An 18,384-nucleotide genomic window follows, 5' to 3' on the forward strand; every position below is an offset into this window, starting at 1 on the left:
CCTGTGACCCCATCATTATGAGTGATGTGCTCTAACCAGCTGAGCTACGTAGCCATCTTTTTTTCGCGTTACCTTATCGGCGTTGCGGGGCGCATTATGCGTATTGGGCCTGCGAGCGTCAACCACTTTTTCAAGGAAAATCGTCGTAATGTGACTGTTTGGTTAGGTTGCGAACAGCATGCTGCAATAATCGGCAAGAATTGATTATTTATCGTTTTTATTTGCCAATTTTGGCATAAAAAAAACGGACCCCGTAGGGTCCGTGAGATTGATGACAAACCTTATACATCGTTAGGTTTGCAGATAGCGACAGGCAAATAACAAGGAAAATCAATTCATTGATTTTCGACTGATAGCCACAAAGAAGGAAAAACCACGCTTTTTCCTTCTTTGTCAGCAGCCTGGCGGACCCCGTAGGGTCCGCTATGCGTGTTGATTGCTTATTTATAAGCTGACTGGTGGACGCCGACCGCGCGTCCTGATGGATCGTTCATGGTTTTGAACGCTTCATCCCACTCGATGGCTTTCGCTGAAGAGCAGGCAACGGACGGGCCGCCGGGTACGCATTCCGCCGCGCTGGGCAGCGGGAACAGCTCTTCGAAGATTTCGCGGTACAGATAGCCTTCTTTAGATGTCGGCGTGTTGTACGGGAAGCGGAAGCTTGCCGTCTCCAGCTGCTGGTCGCTAATCTGTTTTGCCGCCACTTCTTTCAGCGTATCAATCCAGCTATAGCCCACGCCGTCGGAGAACTGCTCTTTCTGGCGCCAGGCGACGCTGGCTGGCAGATAGGACTCAAAGCATTCGCGCAAAATATGTTTTTCCATTTTGCCGTTGCCGCACATTTTATCCTGCGGGTTGATGCGCATCGCCACATCGAGGAATTTCTTATCGAGGAACGGTACGCGGGCCTCTACCCCCCAGGCGGACATCGCTTTGTTAGCGCGGGCGCAGTCAAACATGTGCAGCGCCTGCAGTTTACGCACCGTTTCTTCATGCAGTTCTTTAGCGTTCGGCGCTTTGTGGAAGTAGAGATACCCGCCGAATACTTCATCGGAACCTTCGCCAGAGAGCACCATTTTAATGCCCATGGCTTTAATTTTACGCGACATCAGGTACATCGGCGTCGAGGCGCGAATGGTAGTCACGTCATACGTTTCGATGTGATAGATAACGTCGCGGATCGCATCCAACCCTTCCTGTACCGTAAAGTGAATTTCGTGATGCACGGTGCCGAGGTGGTTTGCGACTTCCTGCGCCGCTTTCAGGTCAGGGGAGCCTTCGAGGCCGACCGCGAATGAATGCAGTTGCGGCCACCAGGCTTCGCTGCGCTCCTGATCTTCAACGCGGCGGGCGGCGTATTTTTTGGTAATGGCCGAAATCACCGACGAGTCCAGGCCGCCGGAGAGCAGCACGCCGTAAGGTACGTCGGACATCAGGTGGCTCTTCACCGACTCTTCCAGCGCCTGACGCAACTCGTTTTTATCCGTGACGTTGTCTTTTACCGCGTCGTAGTCGAACCAGTCGCGCTGATAGTACTGGCGAATTTCGCCATCCTGGCTCCACAGGTAGCTACCCGCAGGGAACTCTTTAATCGTGCGGCAGACCGGCACAAGCGCTTTCATTTCAGAGGCGACGTAGAAGTTGCCGTGCTCGTCGTGGCCCATATACAGCGGGATAATACCGATATGGTCGCGGCCAATCAGATAAGCGTCTTTTTCGCTGTCATACAGCGCGAAGGCAAACATCCCCTGCAGTTCATCGAGGAACTCAGGCCCTTTTTCCTGGTACAGCGCGAGGATCACTTCACAGTCGGAACCGGTCTGGAACTGATAGCGATCGCCATATTCGGCGCGCAGCGCCTGGTGGTTGTAGATTTCACCGTTGACCGCCAGGGCATGGGTTTTTTGTTGGTTATAGAGCGGCTGGGCGCCGGCGTTGACGTCGACGATCGACAGACGTTCGTGGGCGAGAATCGCTTTATCGCTGGCATAAACGCCGGACCAGTCCGGTCCGCGGTGGCGCATCAGGCGGGAAAGTTCCAGTGCCTTTTTACGCAGTTCGCCTGCGTCAGTTTTGATATCCAGTATGCCAAAAATAGAACACATAGCCTTCTCCGTTACCCTGTCTTGTAGTGATGTTATGCAGACCTCGTCTCTTGCAAGGTCTTAGTGCGTGTTAAAGAAAATGCCGTAAAGGAGAGTGGGGCGCAAGAGATTTACCGGCAGAAACGTAAAAAGTGCAATGCTGATTGCCGGATGTTGAAAAATGAGTATGTTTAGCTCGGCTTTATTGATGATTGTTTAGCGATAAGTCATTTTCATTAGATGAATCTATTTTTGGCAGCGCCAAAAATAAAAAACCACGTCCAGGGACGTGGTTTCGGCTCAAAAAACGTCGATTTCGGCGACCGACGGATAAATCCACGACGGGCGGAACGGCATGCTGTCGATATCGTCCAGCGTGGATACTCCGGAGAGCACCAGAATGGTCTCAAGGCCCGCCTGGAAGCCGGCGAGGATATCAGTACGCAGGTTATCGCCGACGATCACCGTTTGCTCGGAGTGGGCCTGCATTTTGTTAAGCGCGGAACGGATAATCCACGGGCTCGGCTTACCGACATAAAACGGTTTACGGCCGGAGATTTTTTCGATTCCCGCACAGAGCGCGCCGCAAGCAGGGTAGTAGCCACGGCCGTGAGTATCCGGGTTGGTGGCGATGAAACGCGCGCCGTTGGCGACAAAGAAAGCCGCTTTATGCATCATTTCCCAGTTAAAGGAGCGGGTCTCGCCAACGATGACGAAATCAGGGTTAACGTCGGTAATGGTGAAGCCGGCCTTATACAGTTCGTGGATGAGCGCGCCTTCGCCAACCACATAGGCTTTTTTACCTTCCTGGCGACGCAGGAAATCGGCGGTGGCCATGGCGGAGGTGTAGAACGCGGTATCCGGCACTTCGATACCGGCGGTGGCGAAGCGGTTGGCCAGGTCCTGCCCGGTTTGCGAAGGATAGTTGGTCAGCATCACCAGCGGCATGCCTTTTTCCAGGATGCGTTTGATAAATTCAGCGGCGCCGGGAACAGCCACGTTATCGTGCATCAGCACGCCGTCGATATCACAAATTACGTTTTGAATGGTCATGGACAGTCCAACATCATTAACGAAAGGCGAAACTATAAAGCTGGATTAACTTTCCAGCAAATGCTGTAGCAGGATGCCGTTGAGCATCGCACGCTTGACCAGCGCAAAGGCGCCGATGGCGGAGCGGTGATCGAGCGTCGAGCGTACCACTGGCAGATTGTGGCGAAACGCTTTCAACGCCTGGCCGTTGATACAGCTTTCGATGGCCGGCAGCAGCACCTTTTCCGCCTCGACGATTTCACCGGCAATCACCACTTTTTGCGGGTTAAACAGGTTGATGGCGATGGCGATGGTTTTGCCCAGATGACGGCCAACGTATTCGACCACTTCACAGGCCAGCGCATCGCCTTTATTTGCCGCTTTGCAGATGGTTTTGATATTGCAGTCATCAAGCGTGATGCGACTTTGATAGCCCTGCTCAAGCAGATGGCGGACGCGGTGCTCAATAGCGGCGTTCGCGGCGACGGTTTCCAGACAGCCGAAGTTGCCGCAGTGACAGCGTTCGCCTAATGGGTCAACCTGGATATGGCCAATTTCGCCGACGTTACCGTTACGGCCGATAAAAATGCGCCCGTTGGAAATAATGCCCGCGCCGGTACCGCGGTGTACGCGCACCAGAATAGAGTCCTCGCAATCCTGGCTTGCGCCAAAATAGTGCTCGGCCAACGCCAGGCTGCGGATATCGTGGCCGACAAAACAGGTGACGTTAAAGCGTTTTTCCAGCGCTTCGACCAGCCCCCAGTTCTCTACCTGAATGTGCGGCATATAGCGGATAACGCCGCTTTCCGGATCGACCAGCCCCGGCAGAATGACCGAAATAGCGATGAGCTCGCGGATTTTGCGCTGGCAATTTTCAATAAAGGTGGCGATGATATTCAGCAGCGCGTGCTCAAGCGTTTCCTGGGTACGCTCCGGCAGCGGGAAGTGCTCTTCTTCCAGCGTCTTACTGCTTAAATCATAGAGGGTCAGGGTGGCGTCATAGCGGCCAAGCCGCACGCCGATAGCGTTGAAATTGCGGGTTTCCGCAATGATAGAGATGGCGCGGCGCCCCCCGGTGGAGGCCTGCTGATCGACTTCTTTGATCAGGCCGCGCTCAATAAGCTGACGCGTAATTTTGGTTACGCTGGCAGGGGCAAGCTGACTTTGTTCCGCTATCTGAATGCGCGAGATGGGACCATGTTGGTCAATCAGCCGATAGACGGCCGCGCTGTTCAGCTGTTTTACCAGATCGACGTTACCAATTTGAGCTTGTCCGCCTGCTGTCATACTTTTACTTACTCAGTGACGACCTCGTTACCATTAACGATGGTCTTGATGATTTTATAATCGCGGCTGAAAGCGGTCAGGTTAGCGACCATACCCGGCGCAATGCTGCCGAGCTGCTTGTCCACGCCAATCGCGCGCGCTGGGTAGAGCGTCGCCATACGCAGCACTTCGTCCAGCGCTACGCCGCAATGTTCAACGAGGTTACGTACCCCTTCAATCATGGTCAGCGAAGAACCGCTGAGAGTGCCGTTTTCATCCACGCACAGACCATTACGGTAGTATATTGTTTTACCAGCAAAAATGAACTGGTCAATATTAGCCCCTGCCGGCGCGGTGGCGTCAGTCACCAGGCACAGTTTATCGCCTTTCAGGCGTTTAGCGTTACGCACGTTGGCATAATCGACGTGCATGCCGTCAACGATGATACCGCAGTAGACATCCGGCTCGTCGAAAATGGCGCCGGCCAGACCTGGTTCACGGCCGGTAATATACGGCATGGCATTATAAAGGTGCGTCGCAAAAGTGATACCGGCGCGGAAACCGATTTTCGCTTCTTTCAGCGTAGCGTTAGAGTGACCTGCCGAAACCACGATGCCGGCGGCGACCAGTTTACGGATCACTTCCGGCTCGACGCGCTCAGGGGCCAGCGTCACTTTGGTGATAACGTCGGCGTTGTCGCACAGGAAGTCGACCAGCGCGGCGTCCGGTTTACGCACGTAGTCCGGGTTATGGGTGCCTTTCTTGACGATATTCAGCCACGGCCCTTCCAGATGCAGACCCAGCGCCTGGTTGGGGTGTTTTTGCAGGTATTCGCGCATGACGCGGATGCCTTGCTTCATCAGATCATCGCTGGAAGTAATCAGCGTCGGCAGGAAGTTGGTGCAGCCGGAACGCTCATTCGCTTTCTGCATAATTTCCAGCGTTTCGACGGTGACCGCATCCGGACTATCGTTGAACTGCACGCCGCCGCAGCCGTTCAGCTGGACGTCGATGAAACCGGGGGCAATAATCGCGCCGTTGACCGAGCGTTGCTCAATTTCAGACGGCAAATCAGCCAGCGGACAGAGACGTTCGATACGGCCATTGGCGATAACGACCGCATGGTCATCAAGAATTTCATGACCGGTGTAAACCCGGCCCTGGGTTAATGCATACATTACGACCCCCGGTATATACGCCCCACCAGCTCAATTCGAATTGTTCTGGCGTTGCATACAAAGAAAAAGATGGTCCCACGCCAGGGCGCGGGACGGACTACATTACAGACCTTTAATATTTTCAGCTTCTAATTCGTTGAAATATTTCAGGGTCTTCACTTTCAGTTCCATCGTGGACGGCTCGTCGCAGACCACAACCGCTTTCGGATGCAGCTGCAGACAGGTGATGGTCCACATGTGGTTGACGTTACCTTCGACCGCTGCCTGCAGCGCCAGCGCTTTCTGATGGCCCAGCACCAGAATCATCACTTCTTCTGCATCCAGCAGGGTACCCACGCCCACGGTCAGCGCATATTTCGGCACCAGATCCACATCGCCGTCGAAGAAGCGGGAGTTGGCCACGCGGGTGTCATGGGTCAGGGTTTTGATACGGGTACGGGACGCCAGAGAAGAGGCCGGTTCGTTAAACGCGATATGACCATCGTTACCTACGCCGCCCATAAACAGGTGGATTTTACCGTAGGAGCGGATTTTTTCTTCATAACGACGGCATTCTGCATCGATATCCGGCGCATTACCATTCAGCAGGTTGATATTTTCAGCTGGAATATCAACATGGTCAAAGAAATTGCGGTGCATGAAGCTATGATAGCTTTCCGGATGCTCTTTCGGCAGGCCGACATACTCATCCATGTTGAAGGTAACAACGTGCTTGAAGCTAACCTGGCCTGCTTTATGCATTTCAACCAGCGCTTTGTAAGCGGTAAGAGGCGTACCACCGGTAGGCAGACCCAGTACGAACGGACGGTCCGCGGTCGGTTTGAACGCGTTAATGCGGTTAACGATATGACGGGCAGCCCATTTACCTACTTGTTCAGCTGTTACCAGGGGGATCAGTCTCATTCTTCACCTCAATAGTTAAATTAGAACCTGGCGGATTGGCGCCAGCATACTATGAAGAGTATTGCAGCAACTGCGCCGACCGGGGTCAATCCGTGTTGATTTTTTGAATGATAAAATAAGTTTTCGATGTTAGCCAGTCAAAGGGAGGGGGGAATACGATATTTGGTGATTATAGTCACAAAAAATACCCGTTTAATTTGCGATACGAATTAATTTTTCACACACTTTGCCGGTAAGTGATAAATCCGACCTTGTTACACAATAAAAAAGTGGCTTTGAAATGAGCCTCATCGGGGTCTCATAGGGGGAATAAGATGAATATTTTAGGTTTCTTTCAGCGGCTGGGTAGGGCATTACAGCTCCCTATCGCAGTGCTGCCGGTCGCGGCATTGCTGCTGCGATTCGGGCAACCGGATCTGCTGAACGTACCCTTCATCGCGCAAGCGGGTGGGGCAATCTTTGACAACTTAGCGTTGATCTTCGCCATCGGTGTGGCATCAAGCTGGTCCAAAGATAACGCGGGTTCTGCGGCGCTGGCCGGCGCGGTAGGTTATTTCGTGATGACCAAAGCGATGGTCACCATCAACCCGGAAATTAACATGGGCGTACTGGCGGGTATCATTACCGGTCTGGTCGCGGGTGCTGTTTATAACCGCTGGGCCGGCATTAAACTGCCAGACTTCCTGAGCTTCTTTGGCGGCAAACGCTTCGTACCGATCGCTACCGGCTTCTTCTGTCTGGTGCTGGCTGCTATCTTCGGCTATGTCTGGCCGCCGGTGCAGCACGCTATTCATGCGGGCGGTGAATGGATCGTCTCTGCGGGCGCGCTGGGTTCCGGTATCTTCGGTTTCATTAACCGTCTGCTGATCCCAACCGGTCTGCATCAGGTGCTGAACACCATCGCCTGGTTCCAGATTGGCGAGTTCACCAACGCCGCGGGTGCGGTCTTCCACGGCGACATCAACCGCTTCTATGCCGGTGACGGCACCGCGGGGATGTTCATGTCCGGCTTCTTCCCGATCATGATGTTCGGTCTGCCGGGCGCTGCGCTGGCAATGTACATGGCTGCGCCGAAAGAGCGTCGTCCGATGGTCGGCGGTATGCTGCTGTCCGTGGCCATCACCGCGTTCCTGACCGGTGTGACCGAGCCGCTGGAATTCCTGTTCATGTTCCTGGCTCCGCTGTTGTACCTCCTGCACGCTATCCTGACCGGTATCAGCCTGTTCATCGCAACGGCGCTGGGTATCCACGCGGGCTTCTCCTTCTCCGCGGGCGCTATCGACTACGTGTTGATGTATAGCCTGCCGGCAGCCAGCAAAAACGTCTGGATGCTGCTGGTGATGGGCGTGGTGTTCTTCTTCGTTTACTTCCTGTTGTTCAGCGCGGTTATCCGCATGTTCAACCTGAAAACGCCGGGTCGTGAAGATAAAACCGACGACGTCGTGACTGAAGAAGCTAACAGCAACACCGAAGAAGGTCTGACTCAGCTGGCGACCAACTACATCGCAGCCGTAGGCGGTACCGATAACCTGAAAGCCATTGATGCTTGTATCACCCGTCTGCGTCTGACCGTCGGCGACTCGGCGAAAGTCAACGATGCCGCCTGTAAACGTCTTGGCGCTTCCGGGGTGGTGAAACTGAACAAACAGACCATCCAGGTCATTGTTGGCGCGAAAGCGGAATCCGTTGGCGACGCCATGAAGAAAGTGGTTGCCCGTGGTCCGGTTGCTGCTGCAGCTGCTTCGACTGACAGCGCGCCAGCCGCCGCGCCTGCGGCCAAACCGCAGGCGGTCGCGAACGCTAAAACCGTCGAAGCGCTGGTTTCCCCGATCACCGGTGAAGTGGTGGCGCTTGAGCAGGTGCCGGATGAAGCCTTCGCCAGCAAAGCCGTTGGTGACGGTATCGCGGTGAAACCGACCGATAACATCGTTGTCGCGCCGGCGGCCGGTACGGTGGTGAAAATCTTCAACACCAACCACGCATTCTGCCTGGAAACCGATAACGGCGCGGAAATCGTCGTCCATATGGGCATTGATACCGTCGCGCTGGAAGGCAAAGGCTTTAAACGTCTGGTTGAAGAGGGCGCACAGGTGAAAGCCGGCGAGCCGATCCTGGAAATGGATCTGGCGTTCCTTAACGCCAACGCCCGCTCGATGATCAGTCCGGTCGTCTGCAGCAACAGCGATGATTACAGCGCGCTGGTGATTCAGGCAACGGGTAACGTTGTTGCCGGCCAAACGCCGTTGTTCGAGATTAAAGGCAAGTAAGGCTCCTGAGTAGAGTTTTGCCTCAGCGGCGCAGCGAAACCTGCGCCGCTTTTTTTTGCAGCAAATACCCCCATATCCAACAACAGATACGTATTTTGCGTAACTAATAGTTGTCTCTGCGCCCTGCTTGTAAGATCATGTGCCGTTATACGTTGTTTACGCTTTGAGGAACCCGTGATGAGTGAGGCAGAAGCCCGCCCGACTAACTTTATCCGTCAGATCATCGATGAAGATCTGGCTACCGGTAAGCACACCACCGTTCATACCCGCTTCCCGCCGGAACCGAACGGTTACCTGCACATTGGCCATGCAAAATCCATTTGCCTGAACTTCGGCATCGCTCAGGATTATCAAGGTCAATGTAATCTGCGTTTCGATGACACCAACCCGGTGAAAGAAGATATCGAATACGTGGAGTCGATTAAAAACGACGTGCAGTGGTTAGGTTTCCACTGGTCCGGCGATGTCTGCTACTCCTCTGATTACTTCGATCAGCTGCATCAGTATGCGGTTGAACTGATCAACAAAGGTTTGGCCTACGTTGACGAACTGTCCGCCGATGAGATCCGCGAATACCGCGGTACCCTGAAAGAACCGGGTAAAAACAGCCCGTACCGCGATCGCCGCGTGGAAGAGAACCTCGCGCTGTTCGAAAAAATGCGTACCGGCGGTTTTGAAGAGGGTAAGGCTTGCCTGCGCGCGAAGATCGACATGGCGTCGCCATTCATCGTGATGCGTGACCCGGTGCTGTATCGCATTAAATTTGCCGAACACCATCAGACCGGCAACAAATGGTGCATCTACCCGATGTACGACTTCACCCACTGCATCAGCGATGCGCTGGAAGGTATCACCCACTCGCTGTGTACCCTGGAGTTCCAGGACAACCGTCGTCTGTACGACTGGGTGCTCGACAACATCAGTATTCCGGTGCATCCGCGTCAGTATGAATTCTCGCGCCTGAATCTCGAATACACCGTGATGTCCAAGCGTAAGCTGAATCAGCTGGTGACCGAAAAGCATGTGGAAGGCTGGGATGACCCGCGTATGCCGACTATTTCCGGTCTGCGCCGTCGCGGCTATACCGCTGAATCCATCCGCGAGTTCTGCAAACGCATCGGCGTGACCAAGCAGGACAACACCATTGAGATGGCGTCGCTGGAGTCGTGCATTCGTGAAGATCTGAATGAAAACGCGCCGCGCGCGATGGCGGTGATCGATCCGGTTAAACTGGTTATCGAAAACTATCCGCAGGGCGCAAGTGAAATGGTGGCGATGCCGAACCATCCGAACAAGCCGGAGATGGGCAGCCGCGAAGTACCATTCAGCGCTGAGATCTGGATCGATCGCGCGGACTTCCGCGAAGAAGCTAACAAACAGTACAAGCGTCTGGTGCTGGGTAAAGAGGTGCGTCTGCGCAACGCCTACGTGATTAAAGCGGAACGCGTTGAGAAAGATGCAGAGGGTAACATCACTACCATCTTCTGTACTTACGATGCCGACACCCTGAGTAAAGACCCGGCCGATGGCCGCAAGGTCAAAGGCGTTATCCACTGGGTGAGCGCGGCGCACGCGCTGCCGGTTGAAATTCGCCTCTATGACCGTTTGTTTAGCGTGCCGAACCCGGGCGCGGCGGATGACTTCCTGGCGGTAATGAACCCGGAATCTCTGGTCATCAAGCAAGGTTTCGCGGAGCCGAGCCTGTCGAAAGCGCAGGCGGGTAAAGCATACCAGTTCGAGCGCGAAGGTTACTTCTGCCTCGACAGCCGCTACGCCACCGAGGGACATCTGGTCTTCAACCGCACCGTTGGCCTGCGTGACACCTGGGCTAAAATCGGCGAGTAATGCTCACCGTATTCATGAAACGCCGCACATTGCGGCGTTTTTTTTATTTCAGAATCAGTGAATTAAAAATCGATATTTTTTCGATGCGAATTAATCTTATTAAAACACCGTAATAATTCCCCATCTCTTCCTGCCGGTGTATTTACATTTAACCGTTTGAGCTTCCGGCAACTATCAATTTTTTTTCGATATAACCATGACTTATCGTTAAAAAAGCTGAGAAGTAAGTCTGTAACAAAAAGACATAAATTATGTGCGCTTTGTCATAATCTTAAGCTTTGCTCTGCGAAAGAGATTGATAATTCGCGTCACGAAAAATAGTCTATCCATAGTGGTTTCGCGGACTTTTAACCGCACCGCTTTTAGTACTTTTTTATTTTTTTTAGCGAGCTGCCTTTGGCAATCGCAATTTTAAAACGTCAAAGAGGATATGCACATGCGTACGTTTAGTGGCAAACGTAGTACGCTGGCGCTGGCTATTGCCGCCGTCACCGCGATGTCGGGTTGGGTTGTGGCTCCACAGGCCAGCGCAGCAGGCTTTATCGATGATTCTACTTTAACTGGCGGTATCTATTACTGGCAGCGCGAGCGCGACCGTAAAAACGTAGAAACCGACAAGTATGAAACCAACCTTTCCCATTCTACCTGGAACGCCAACCTGGATTTCCAGTCCGGCTATGCCGCCGATATGTTCGGGATTGATATTGCTGCCTTTACCGCGATAGAAATGGCGGAAAACGGCGACAGCGGCCACCCGAACGAAATTGCCTTCTCCTCCAGTAACCGTGCCTACAGTGAAGATTATTCCGGCGATAAGAGCGGGATTAGCCTGTATAAAGCAGCGGCTAAATTTAAATTCGGCCCGGCGTGGGCGCGCGCGGGTTATATCCAGCCGACCGGGCAAACGCTGCTGGCGCCGCACTGGAGCTTTATGCCGGGTACCTATCAGGGGGCGGAAGCCGGAGCCAACTTCGACTATGGCGATAACGGCGCGCTGAGTTTCTCCTACATGTGGACCAACGAATATAAAGCGCCGTGGCATATCGAGATGGATGATTTCTACCAGAACGATAAGAAAACCAAGGTCGACTATCTGCACTCTCTTGGCGCGAAATACGATTTTAAAAACGATCTGGTGCTGGAAGCCGCTTTTGGCCAGGCTGAAGGTTATATCGATCAATACTTTGCGAAGGCCAGCTACAAATTTGATATCGCCGGTTCGCCGTTAAGCGCCAGCTATCAGTTCTATGGTACCCGCGATAAAGTCAGCAACGGCGGCGTCAACGACATCTACGACGGCACCGCGTGGCTGCAGGCGATCACCTTTGGCTATAAAGCGGCCGATGTGCTGGATCTGCGTCTGGAAGGGACTTGGGTTAAAGCCGATGGTCAGCAGGGCTACTTCCTGCAGCGTATGACGCCAACCTATGCCTCCTCTAATGGTCGTCTCGATATCTGGTGGGATAACCGCTCCGACTTTAACGCCAACGGCGAGAAAGCAGTATTCTTCGGCGCGATGTATGACATGAAGAACTGGGATATGCCGGGCTGGGCGTTTGGCGCTTCCTATGTTTACGCCTGGGATGCGAAGCCTGGCAGAATGGCATCCCCGGATGCTTACTACGATCCTAACTATCGTCTGAAAGAGTCCGCCTACAGTCTGGATGCTATCTACACCCTGCAGGAAGGCCGGGCGAAAGGAACGATGTTCAAACTGCACTTCACGCAATACGACAACCACTCCGACATCCCAAGCTGGAGCGGTGGTTACGGCAACATCTTCCAGGATGAGCGTGACGTGAAGTTTATGGTTATCGCACCGTTCACCATTTTCTGATGCCTGCGCGGCGGGCGTGAGCCTGCCGCCCCTCTGGGAGAATAACTATGAAAAAGTTGCTGCTCATCGCCATCATGGCATCGGGTCTGGTTGCCTGCGCGCCATCGCCAGCGCCGAAAGAAGATTCCAAATTGAAAGATGCCTATAGCGCCTGTATCAACACGGCAGAAGGTAATCCGGACAAGATTGAAGCCTGTCAGAGCGTGCTCAACGTCCTGAAGGAAGAGAAACCGCATCAGCAGTTTGCGACGCAGGAGAGCGTCAGAGTGCTGGATTATCAGGCCTGTATTCAGGCGACGCGCACCGGTAATGACCAGGCGGTCAAAGCGCGCTGCGATAAAATCTGGCAGGAGATCCGCAGTAATAACACCACTAAGTAAAGCAGACAGTTAAGCGTAAACGGGCGGAGCGCACACTCCGCCCGTCGCTATTTTAACGCGGTATTTCCGCTGGCTGATAGCCGCGGCTCAGACGCATGAACAGCATGGCGGTGGCGGCGAATCCGCATAGGGCCGCGCACATCAGCCACCAGCCAGGCGCGCTCTTGTCGCCGGTGATTTCGACCAGTGCGGTAGAGATAGCCGGCGTCAGCCCACCGAAGATAGCGGTGGCGAGGCTAAACGCCAGCGAAAAGCCCACGGTGCGAACGTAGACCGGCATCACTTCCGTTAGCGCCGCCACCATTGCGCCGTTATACATACCAAAGAAGAACGAGAACCACAGCAGCACCAGCGTCATGCGGGTGAAATCCGGCGCGGCGGTGAGCCATTGCATCACCGGCCAGGTGGTCAGCAGCGCCAGGACGGTAATTCCCATCAGCACCGGACGACGGCCTATTTTGTCTGACAGCGCTCCGCCAATCGGCAACCAGATAAAGTTAGAGATACCGACCAGCATCGTGACCAGCAAGCTGTCGCGTGCGCTCAGATGCAGTACCGCTCTGCCGTAAGTTGGGGTATAGACGGTAATAAAATAAAAGGTGGTGGTGGTCATCGCCACCAGTAAGGTGCCCGCGCTGATGATGCGCCAGTTTTTAACAATAGTGGTCAGTATCTCTTTGGTATCGGGACGATGCTTACGCTGCAGAAACGCTTCGGTCTCCTGCAGCGAACGCCGGAGCACGAAAATCAGCGGGATAATCAGGCAGCCGATAAAGAAGGGAATGCGCCAGCCCCATTCTGCAATCTCGTCGTGACCCAGCGTCTCGTTCAGCGCGTAGCCAATCAGCGCCGCCATGACGATGGCGACCTGTTGGCTGGCGGACTGCCAACTGGTATAGAACCCCTTTTTCCCCGGTTTGGCGATTTCCGACAGGTAGACCGACACACCGCCGAGCTCGACCCCGGCCGAGAATCCTTGCAACAAACGGCCAATTAAGACCAGCACCGGCGCCAGCACGCCGATGGTTTGGTAGCCCGGCACCAGCGCAATCAGTAACGTGCCGCAGCCCATAATCGCCAGGGTGACCATCAGCCCTTTGCGGCGACCGATCCTGTCGATATAAGCTCCTAATACCACCGCGCCGATGGGGCGCATCAGGAAACCGGAACCAAATACGGCAAAGGTGAGCATCAACGCCGCGAACTCACTCTCTGCCGGAAAGAAGGTCCTGGCGATATAGGTGGCATAGAAACCAAACAGAAAGAAGTCGAATTGCTCGAGAAAATTACCGCTGGTTACGCGGAGAATTGCGCTGAAGGTACCGGCGCGCGAGGTTGGTTGGGTCATAGGGTGTGCTCTCCATTGTCTTTATCTTGTTTTTATAGAGGTAAGAGGGGCGGGTTAGTCACCTGCGACTGCCGCCTGTTTTCCGCGGCGTTTCTCAATCGCCCACTTGAGTAGCGCCGCACAGCGATAAAATCCGTGGGCAAATTTTCCGTAAGGCAGCGTTAAAAACAGCGCCATCACCACCCCGAGATGGATAGCAAGCAGAATGCCCATCCACGAGGTGTCCCGGCCCGCCAGTAGCGCGAGCCCGGTAAAACTGGTCAGCAGCAACAGTAGGATAAAAGCGCGATCCATCGGTTTTTGCCGTGCATCGCCGTGCAGCGGCGAGCGGCGCAGGTTCAGCCATAGCAAACCCGCCGGGCCCACCAGTAGCCCGATGCCGCCGAGCGTGCCAAGCAGCACCGGTACGCTAAAGAACGGGTAGGGCGCCTCCCAACCGGCGAGATAGTGATAGCCCGTAGCCACAACCGTGGCGGCGAAACAGAGCATAAAACCGTAAAATGTGAAGTGGTGAAAACGGCGGCGCATCAGCGTGAAGGCGTCATCGGCCTCGTTACAGCCTTTACCGTGTCCGCCGTCGAGATATTTCAACGTCAGCGCATCATGTGAGGCCCTGGCGATATCACCAGCTTGCGGTTGGCCAGGTGAGATCTCGCGCCAGAAACGAATCACCCCGCTCATCAATAAACCAATGGCCACAATGAAAACCGAACCGAACATCCACGCCAGCAGGTTATGCGGAAAAATCTGGTAGAAATCACCGGCCAGCGGCGGGTGCAGCAGCGAACCTTTAAGCCCCATCGCCAGCAGCAGAAACAGGACAAGACCCGCGACCAGCGCCAGCACCGTGGCGATCCCCGCACGGCGATATAAACTGCCGAAAGCGGCGGGCCGGGCGTAATGTTGATAGGTTTCCAGCCGCACTTCCGCCATTGCTTTGGGAACATTAATCGCAAACTCGTGCGGCGGGGCATACTGACAGGCGTGCAGACAGGCGCCGCAGTTGTGGCACAGGTTCGCCAGATAGTTAATATCCGCCTTGCCGAATGCCAGACGCTGGGTCATGGCAGGGAACACGGCGCAAAAACCTTCGCAATAGCGGCAGGCGTTACAGACCTGCATCGCCCGTTCGACTTCCGCCTCCGGCTCGGTGATGATTTGCGCCTCGATGATCAGCTTTTCAAGCGACTTCATGATGTTTCTCCTGCTGCGCCGCCAGGGCGGCTTGCTGACCGGCAATGCGGCCGAATGTGGTCCCGATCGACATGCCTACGCCGGCGGTATAGCCTTTGCCCAGTACGTTGCCAGCCATCATTTCGCCGGCGACAAACAGGTTGCGGCTCGGCTTACCGGCAAAGTGAACGGCGGTGTGTTGATTGACGAACAGCCCGAGGTAGGTGAAGGTGATCCCTGGACGCAGGGCATAACCATAATAAGGCGGCGTATCGATAGGCCGCGCCCAGTGGGTTTTTGGCGGCGTCAGGCCGGAGGTAGCGCAGTTATCAAGACGGGTATGGTCGAACTGGCCTGGCGTACAGGCGGCATTGTAGCTGGCGATGGTCTGCGACAAACGTTCGCCATCCAGCCCCAATTGGCGGGCCAGTTCCGCGATGGTATTGGCCTGGGCGCCCGGAAAAACGGGCGGCATAAACTGTCCAACGGCTTTACTGTCGATGATCGAATAGCCGATTTGCCCCGGCTGGTGGGCGACCAGACGGCCCCAGATGGCGTAACGTTTGGGCCAGAAATCCTCCCCTTCATCATAAAAGCGCTCGGCATCGCGGTTCACCACCACCCCCAGCGACACGCAGTCGACGCGGGTACAGATGCCGCCGTCATAGAGCGGCGCCCGGGCGTCAATGGCGACGCAGTGCGACTGTGAAGGATCGCCGATGATATCGGCTCCGGCGTCGATCATAAATTTGAGCAGCACTCCCTGGTTAAAACGGGTGCCGCGGATGAGAAAGTTGTCGGCAGGCCACTCGCCGCGCTCATTTTGCCCCCAGGCTTCGCGCAGCCACTCGCGGTTAGATTCAAAACCGCCAGCGGCGAGCACGCAGGTTTTCGCGGCGATGCGCTCGGCGCCTGCCAGCGCGGCGACGAATTCGCCATCACGTAATTCAAGCGCCTGCACCGGCGTGTTATAGCGGATCTGCACGCCCATCTGCTCGGCGCTGCGGTAATAGGCATTGACCAGGGCTTTACCGCCGCCCATAAAAAAGGCGTTGGTGCGTGCGACGTGCAGGGCGCCGGATAAGGGCGGTTGAAAGTTAACGCCATGACGGCGCATCCAGTCCCGACATTGTGACGAAGTGCGGATCACCAGGCGAGCCAGCGCTTCGTTGGTGTTGCCCCCGGTGACGCGCAGCAGATCCTGCCAGTATTCTTCTTCCGGGTAGCTGTCGACTAAGACATCCTGCGGCGCATCGTGCATACAACGCAGGTTACGCGTGTGCTGAGAGTTACCGCCTCGCCATTCCCGCGGCGCGGCTTCCAGCAGCAATACGGATGCGCCTGCTTCCCGGGCGGTTAAGGCGGCGCATAACGCGGCGTTGCCGCCGCCAATCACCAGTACATCCACCATTATCGGCTCCATTACGCTTTGACTAATTGTTAAATTTGTAATGGAAATGTAAGACTCAGGAGCGACAGGCGCTATGGCGTAAAGCTAAAGAGGGGTTTAGGAAGTGTAAAGGCTGGCGCCCGGCCAGCAGCCAGTTTCCACAAGCTGACGCATGACTTTGTTCAGTATCACGCGCGCGGCAAGGCCTGCCGGGGTGAGTTCGTCATCTGAGAGACTGACCAGAAAATTAGGTCGGCTTAGTACCGGATTGTCGACGCCGATCACTCTTAGCGCCTCGCTGTCGAGATGAGAAATCGCCGCGCCCGGCTGCAGCGTGGCGCCGAGCCCGTCACGGACGGCGCGCATCAGCAGGGCCAGGCCATCGATTTCAGCCACCACGTCAACGTTGATGGCGTGCTCCTGGCAAATAGCGTCCAGCCTGCCGCGCAGGCCATGTCCCTGGCTTGGCATAATCAGCGGGATGGCGGCAAGCTGGTCCGGAGAGATGCTATCGCCGGGCAGCGGCGCCAGCACGTCATGGGCGCCAATCAGGAACAGACGTTCCTCAAGAATGGGTCTGGCGCTCCAGCGCAGGATCTTCTCTTTCTGGAAAACGATGGCTAAATCGAGCTGGCGAGTGTTGATCATCCGTTCCAGATTGCCAGAGAGGCTTTCCACCAGGTGCAGGCGGACGTCGGCGTAGCTTTCGCGCATGGCGTTGATAAAAGGTACGCCCAGTACAGAAGCGGTGCTCGGCGCCATACCGACGCTGACGTGACCGGAAAGGCGTGCTTCACGCGCGGCGAGAATGGCATCGTCAGCATGGCGCAGCGCCAGTTGCGCCTGCGAGTAAAAGGCGAGGCCGGCGCTGGTGGGCATTACGCCGCGCGAAGTCCGTTGCAGCAGGCGGATAGCGAGTTCATTTTCCAGACGCGCCATTTGCTGGCTGAGCGCAGAGACGCCAATATTCAGATCGAGCGCGGCGCGGCCCATACTGCCGGTTTCCACGATGCGGACAAAATAGCGTAGCTGGCGCAGCTCCATAGTGACTCTCCGTACAAGGCGTTAGGCTCTGACAGAATACTTATTCAGGCGGATTTCGCCCATAAAAAAAGCCAACCTGAAGGCTGGCTTTTCATTACATACGAGACGGGAAATTATTTATTCACCGCATCGTGGGCATGTTCATCTTCGCGGCAGTCGCCTTCCGCACAGTGGCCGTAGAGGTACAGGCTGTGGTTGGTTAAGCGGATGCCGTGTTGCGCAGCAATTTCACGTTGGCGGGATTCGATAGAATCATCGCTGAACTCGATCACTTTGCCGCAATCGAGGCAAATCAGGTGATCGTGGTGGTGCTGCTGAGTCAGCTCGAATACGGATTTACCGCCTTCGAAGTTGTGACGAGTCACGATGCCTGCATCGTCGAACTGGTTCAGCACGCGGTAAACGGTAGCCAGACCAATCTCTTCACCCATATCGATCAGGCGTTTATATAAATCTTCCGCACTGACGTGATGGTTATCCGGTTCCTGCAACACTTCCAGAATTTTCAGTCGGGGAAGTGTGACTTTCAGGCCAGCCTTCTTTAATGCGATATTGTTGTCAGTCATGCGGAATCTGTCCTGTTGCTAAAGATCGGCTTCCTTCAAAGGGAAGCAATACAGAGAATCACCCGATGTAA

At 55.0% G+C, this 18,384-nt stretch carries 14 protein-coding genes and 1 pseudogene; 4 read left to right on the plus strand and 11 right to left on the minus strand.

What is annotated here, in order from left to right; all coding sequences use genetic code 11:
- Positions 1–440: 440 nt before the first annotated feature.
- The 5 genes from asnB to nagB all read right to left on the minus strand — a co-directional run bounded on the left by asnB (position 441) and on the right by nagB (position 6,463).
- Positions 441–2,105 (minus strand): asparagine synthase B, encoded by a 1,665-nt coding sequence (gene asnB, locus ABLV08_RS22660; protein WP_032712871.1) that lies wholly within the window; start codon positions 2,103–2,105, stop codon positions 441–443.
- Between the two features lie 279 nt (positions 2,106–2,384).
- The gene (locus ABLV08_RS22665; protein ID WP_015367710.1) at positions 2,385–3,137 is read right to left on the minus strand and encodes an HAD-IIA family hydrolase; all 753 of its coding nucleotides are present in this window, start codon (positions 3,135–3,137) and stop codon (positions 2,385–2,387) included.
- Between the two features lie 45 nt (positions 3,138–3,182).
- On the minus strand, positions 3,183–4,403 hold the full coding sequence (locus tag ABLV08_RS22670) for an N-acetylglucosamine repressor (protein WP_015367709.1): 1,221 nt from the start codon (positions 4,401–4,403) through the stop codon (positions 3,183–3,185).
- 8 nt (positions 4,404–4,411) lie between these two features.
- Positions 4,412–5,560: an N-acetylglucosamine-6-phosphate deacetylase gene (gene nagA / locus ABLV08_RS22675; protein ID WP_015367708.1), complete on the minus strand. Its 1,149-nt coding sequence runs from the start codon at positions 5,558–5,560 to the stop codon at positions 4,412–4,414.
- A gap of 102 nt (positions 5,561–5,662) precedes the next feature.
- Complete coding sequence (nagB, locus tag ABLV08_RS22680; RefSeq protein ID WP_015367707.1) at positions 5,663–6,463, minus strand: glucosamine-6-phosphate deaminase; 801 nt, start codon at positions 6,461–6,463, stop codon at positions 5,663–5,665.
- A gap of 314 nt (positions 6,464–6,777) precedes the next feature.
- Here nagB and nagE point away from each other — a divergent pair, with 314 nt between their 5' ends.
- Both nagE and glnS read left to right on the plus strand, forming a co-directional pair.
- On the plus strand, positions 6,778–8,730 hold the full coding sequence (nagE, locus tag ABLV08_RS22685) for a PTS N-acetyl glucosamine transporter subunit IIABC (protein ID WP_015704747.1): 1,953 nt from the start codon (positions 6,778–6,780) through the stop codon (positions 8,728–8,730).
- A 177-nt stretch (positions 8,731–8,907) separates the two neighbouring features.
- The gene (gene glnS, locus ABLV08_RS22690) at positions 8,908–10,575 is read left to right on the plus strand and encodes a glutamine--tRNA ligase (RefSeq protein WP_348856281.1); all 1,668 of its coding nucleotides are present in this window, start codon (positions 8,908–8,910) and stop codon (positions 10,573–10,575) included.
- Positions 10,576–10,827: 252 nt separating this feature from the next.
- Here glnS and ABLV08_RS22695 read toward each other — a convergent pair.
- A pseudogene (locus ABLV08_RS22695) lies at positions 10,828–10,905 on the minus strand (methionine synthase); the annotation flags it as partial.
- A 106-nt stretch (positions 10,906–11,011) separates the two neighbouring features.
- Here ABLV08_RS22695 and chiP point away from each other — a divergent pair.
- Together chiP and chiQ are read left to right on the plus strand one after the other, a co-directional pair.
- Positions 11,012–12,412 (plus strand): chitoporin, encoded by a 1,401-nt coding sequence (gene chiP, locus ABLV08_RS22700; protein WP_015704749.1) that lies wholly within the window; start codon positions 11,012–11,014, stop codon positions 12,410–12,412.
- Between the two features lie 47 nt (positions 12,413–12,459).
- Positions 12,460–12,792, plus strand: a complete 333-nt coding sequence (chiQ, locus tag ABLV08_RS22705) for a ChiQ/YbfN family lipoprotein (protein ID WP_015367703.1) — start codon at positions 12,460–12,462, stop codon at positions 12,790–12,792.
- A 52-nt stretch (positions 12,793–12,844) separates the two neighbouring features.
- On the opposite strand, the gene ABLV08_RS22710 is transcribed toward chiQ, so the two are convergent.
- The 5 genes from ABLV08_RS22710 to fur all read right to left on the minus strand — a co-directional run bounded on the left by ABLV08_RS22710 (position 12,845) and on the right by fur (position 18,313).
- Positions 12,845–14,140, minus strand: a complete 1,296-nt coding sequence (locus ABLV08_RS22710; protein WP_032723580.1) for an MFS transporter — start codon at positions 14,138–14,140, stop codon at positions 12,845–12,847.
- Positions 14,141–14,194: 54 nt separating this feature from the next.
- Entirely contained in the window at positions 14,195–15,334 is a 1,140-nt protein-coding gene (gene tcuB / locus ABLV08_RS22715) for a tricarballylate utilization 4Fe-4S protein TcuB (protein WP_348856283.1), read from the minus strand.
- A complete protein-coding gene (tcuA, locus tag ABLV08_RS22720) occupies positions 15,321–16,724 on the minus strand; it encodes an FAD-dependent tricarballylate dehydrogenase TcuA (protein ID WP_348856284.1) in 1,404 nt (467 codons plus the stop codon). The genes tcuB and tcuA overlap by 14 nt, the downstream gene beginning before the upstream one ends.
- A gap of 96 nt (positions 16,725–16,820) precedes the next feature.
- The gene (tcuR, locus tag ABLV08_RS22725; RefSeq protein WP_049052090.1) at positions 16,821–17,747 is read right to left on the minus strand and encodes a tricarballylate utilization LysR family transcriptional regulator TcuR; all 927 of its coding nucleotides are present in this window, start codon (positions 17,745–17,747) and stop codon (positions 16,821–16,823) included.
- Positions 17,748–17,860: 113 nt separating this feature from the next.
- Positions 17,861–18,313: a ferric iron uptake transcriptional regulator gene (gene fur / locus ABLV08_RS22730; RefSeq protein ID WP_015367698.1), complete on the minus strand. Its 453-nt coding sequence runs from the start codon at positions 18,311–18,313 to the stop codon at positions 17,861–17,863.
- Between the last annotated feature and the right edge of the window lie 71 nt (positions 18,314–18,384).

Origin of the sequence: Klebsiella sp. CN_Kp088 (assembly GCF_040064335.1) — a bacterium.
Classification (GTDB): Bacteria; Pseudomonadota; Gammaproteobacteria; order Enterobacterales; family Enterobacteriaceae; genus Klebsiella; species Klebsiella aerogenes.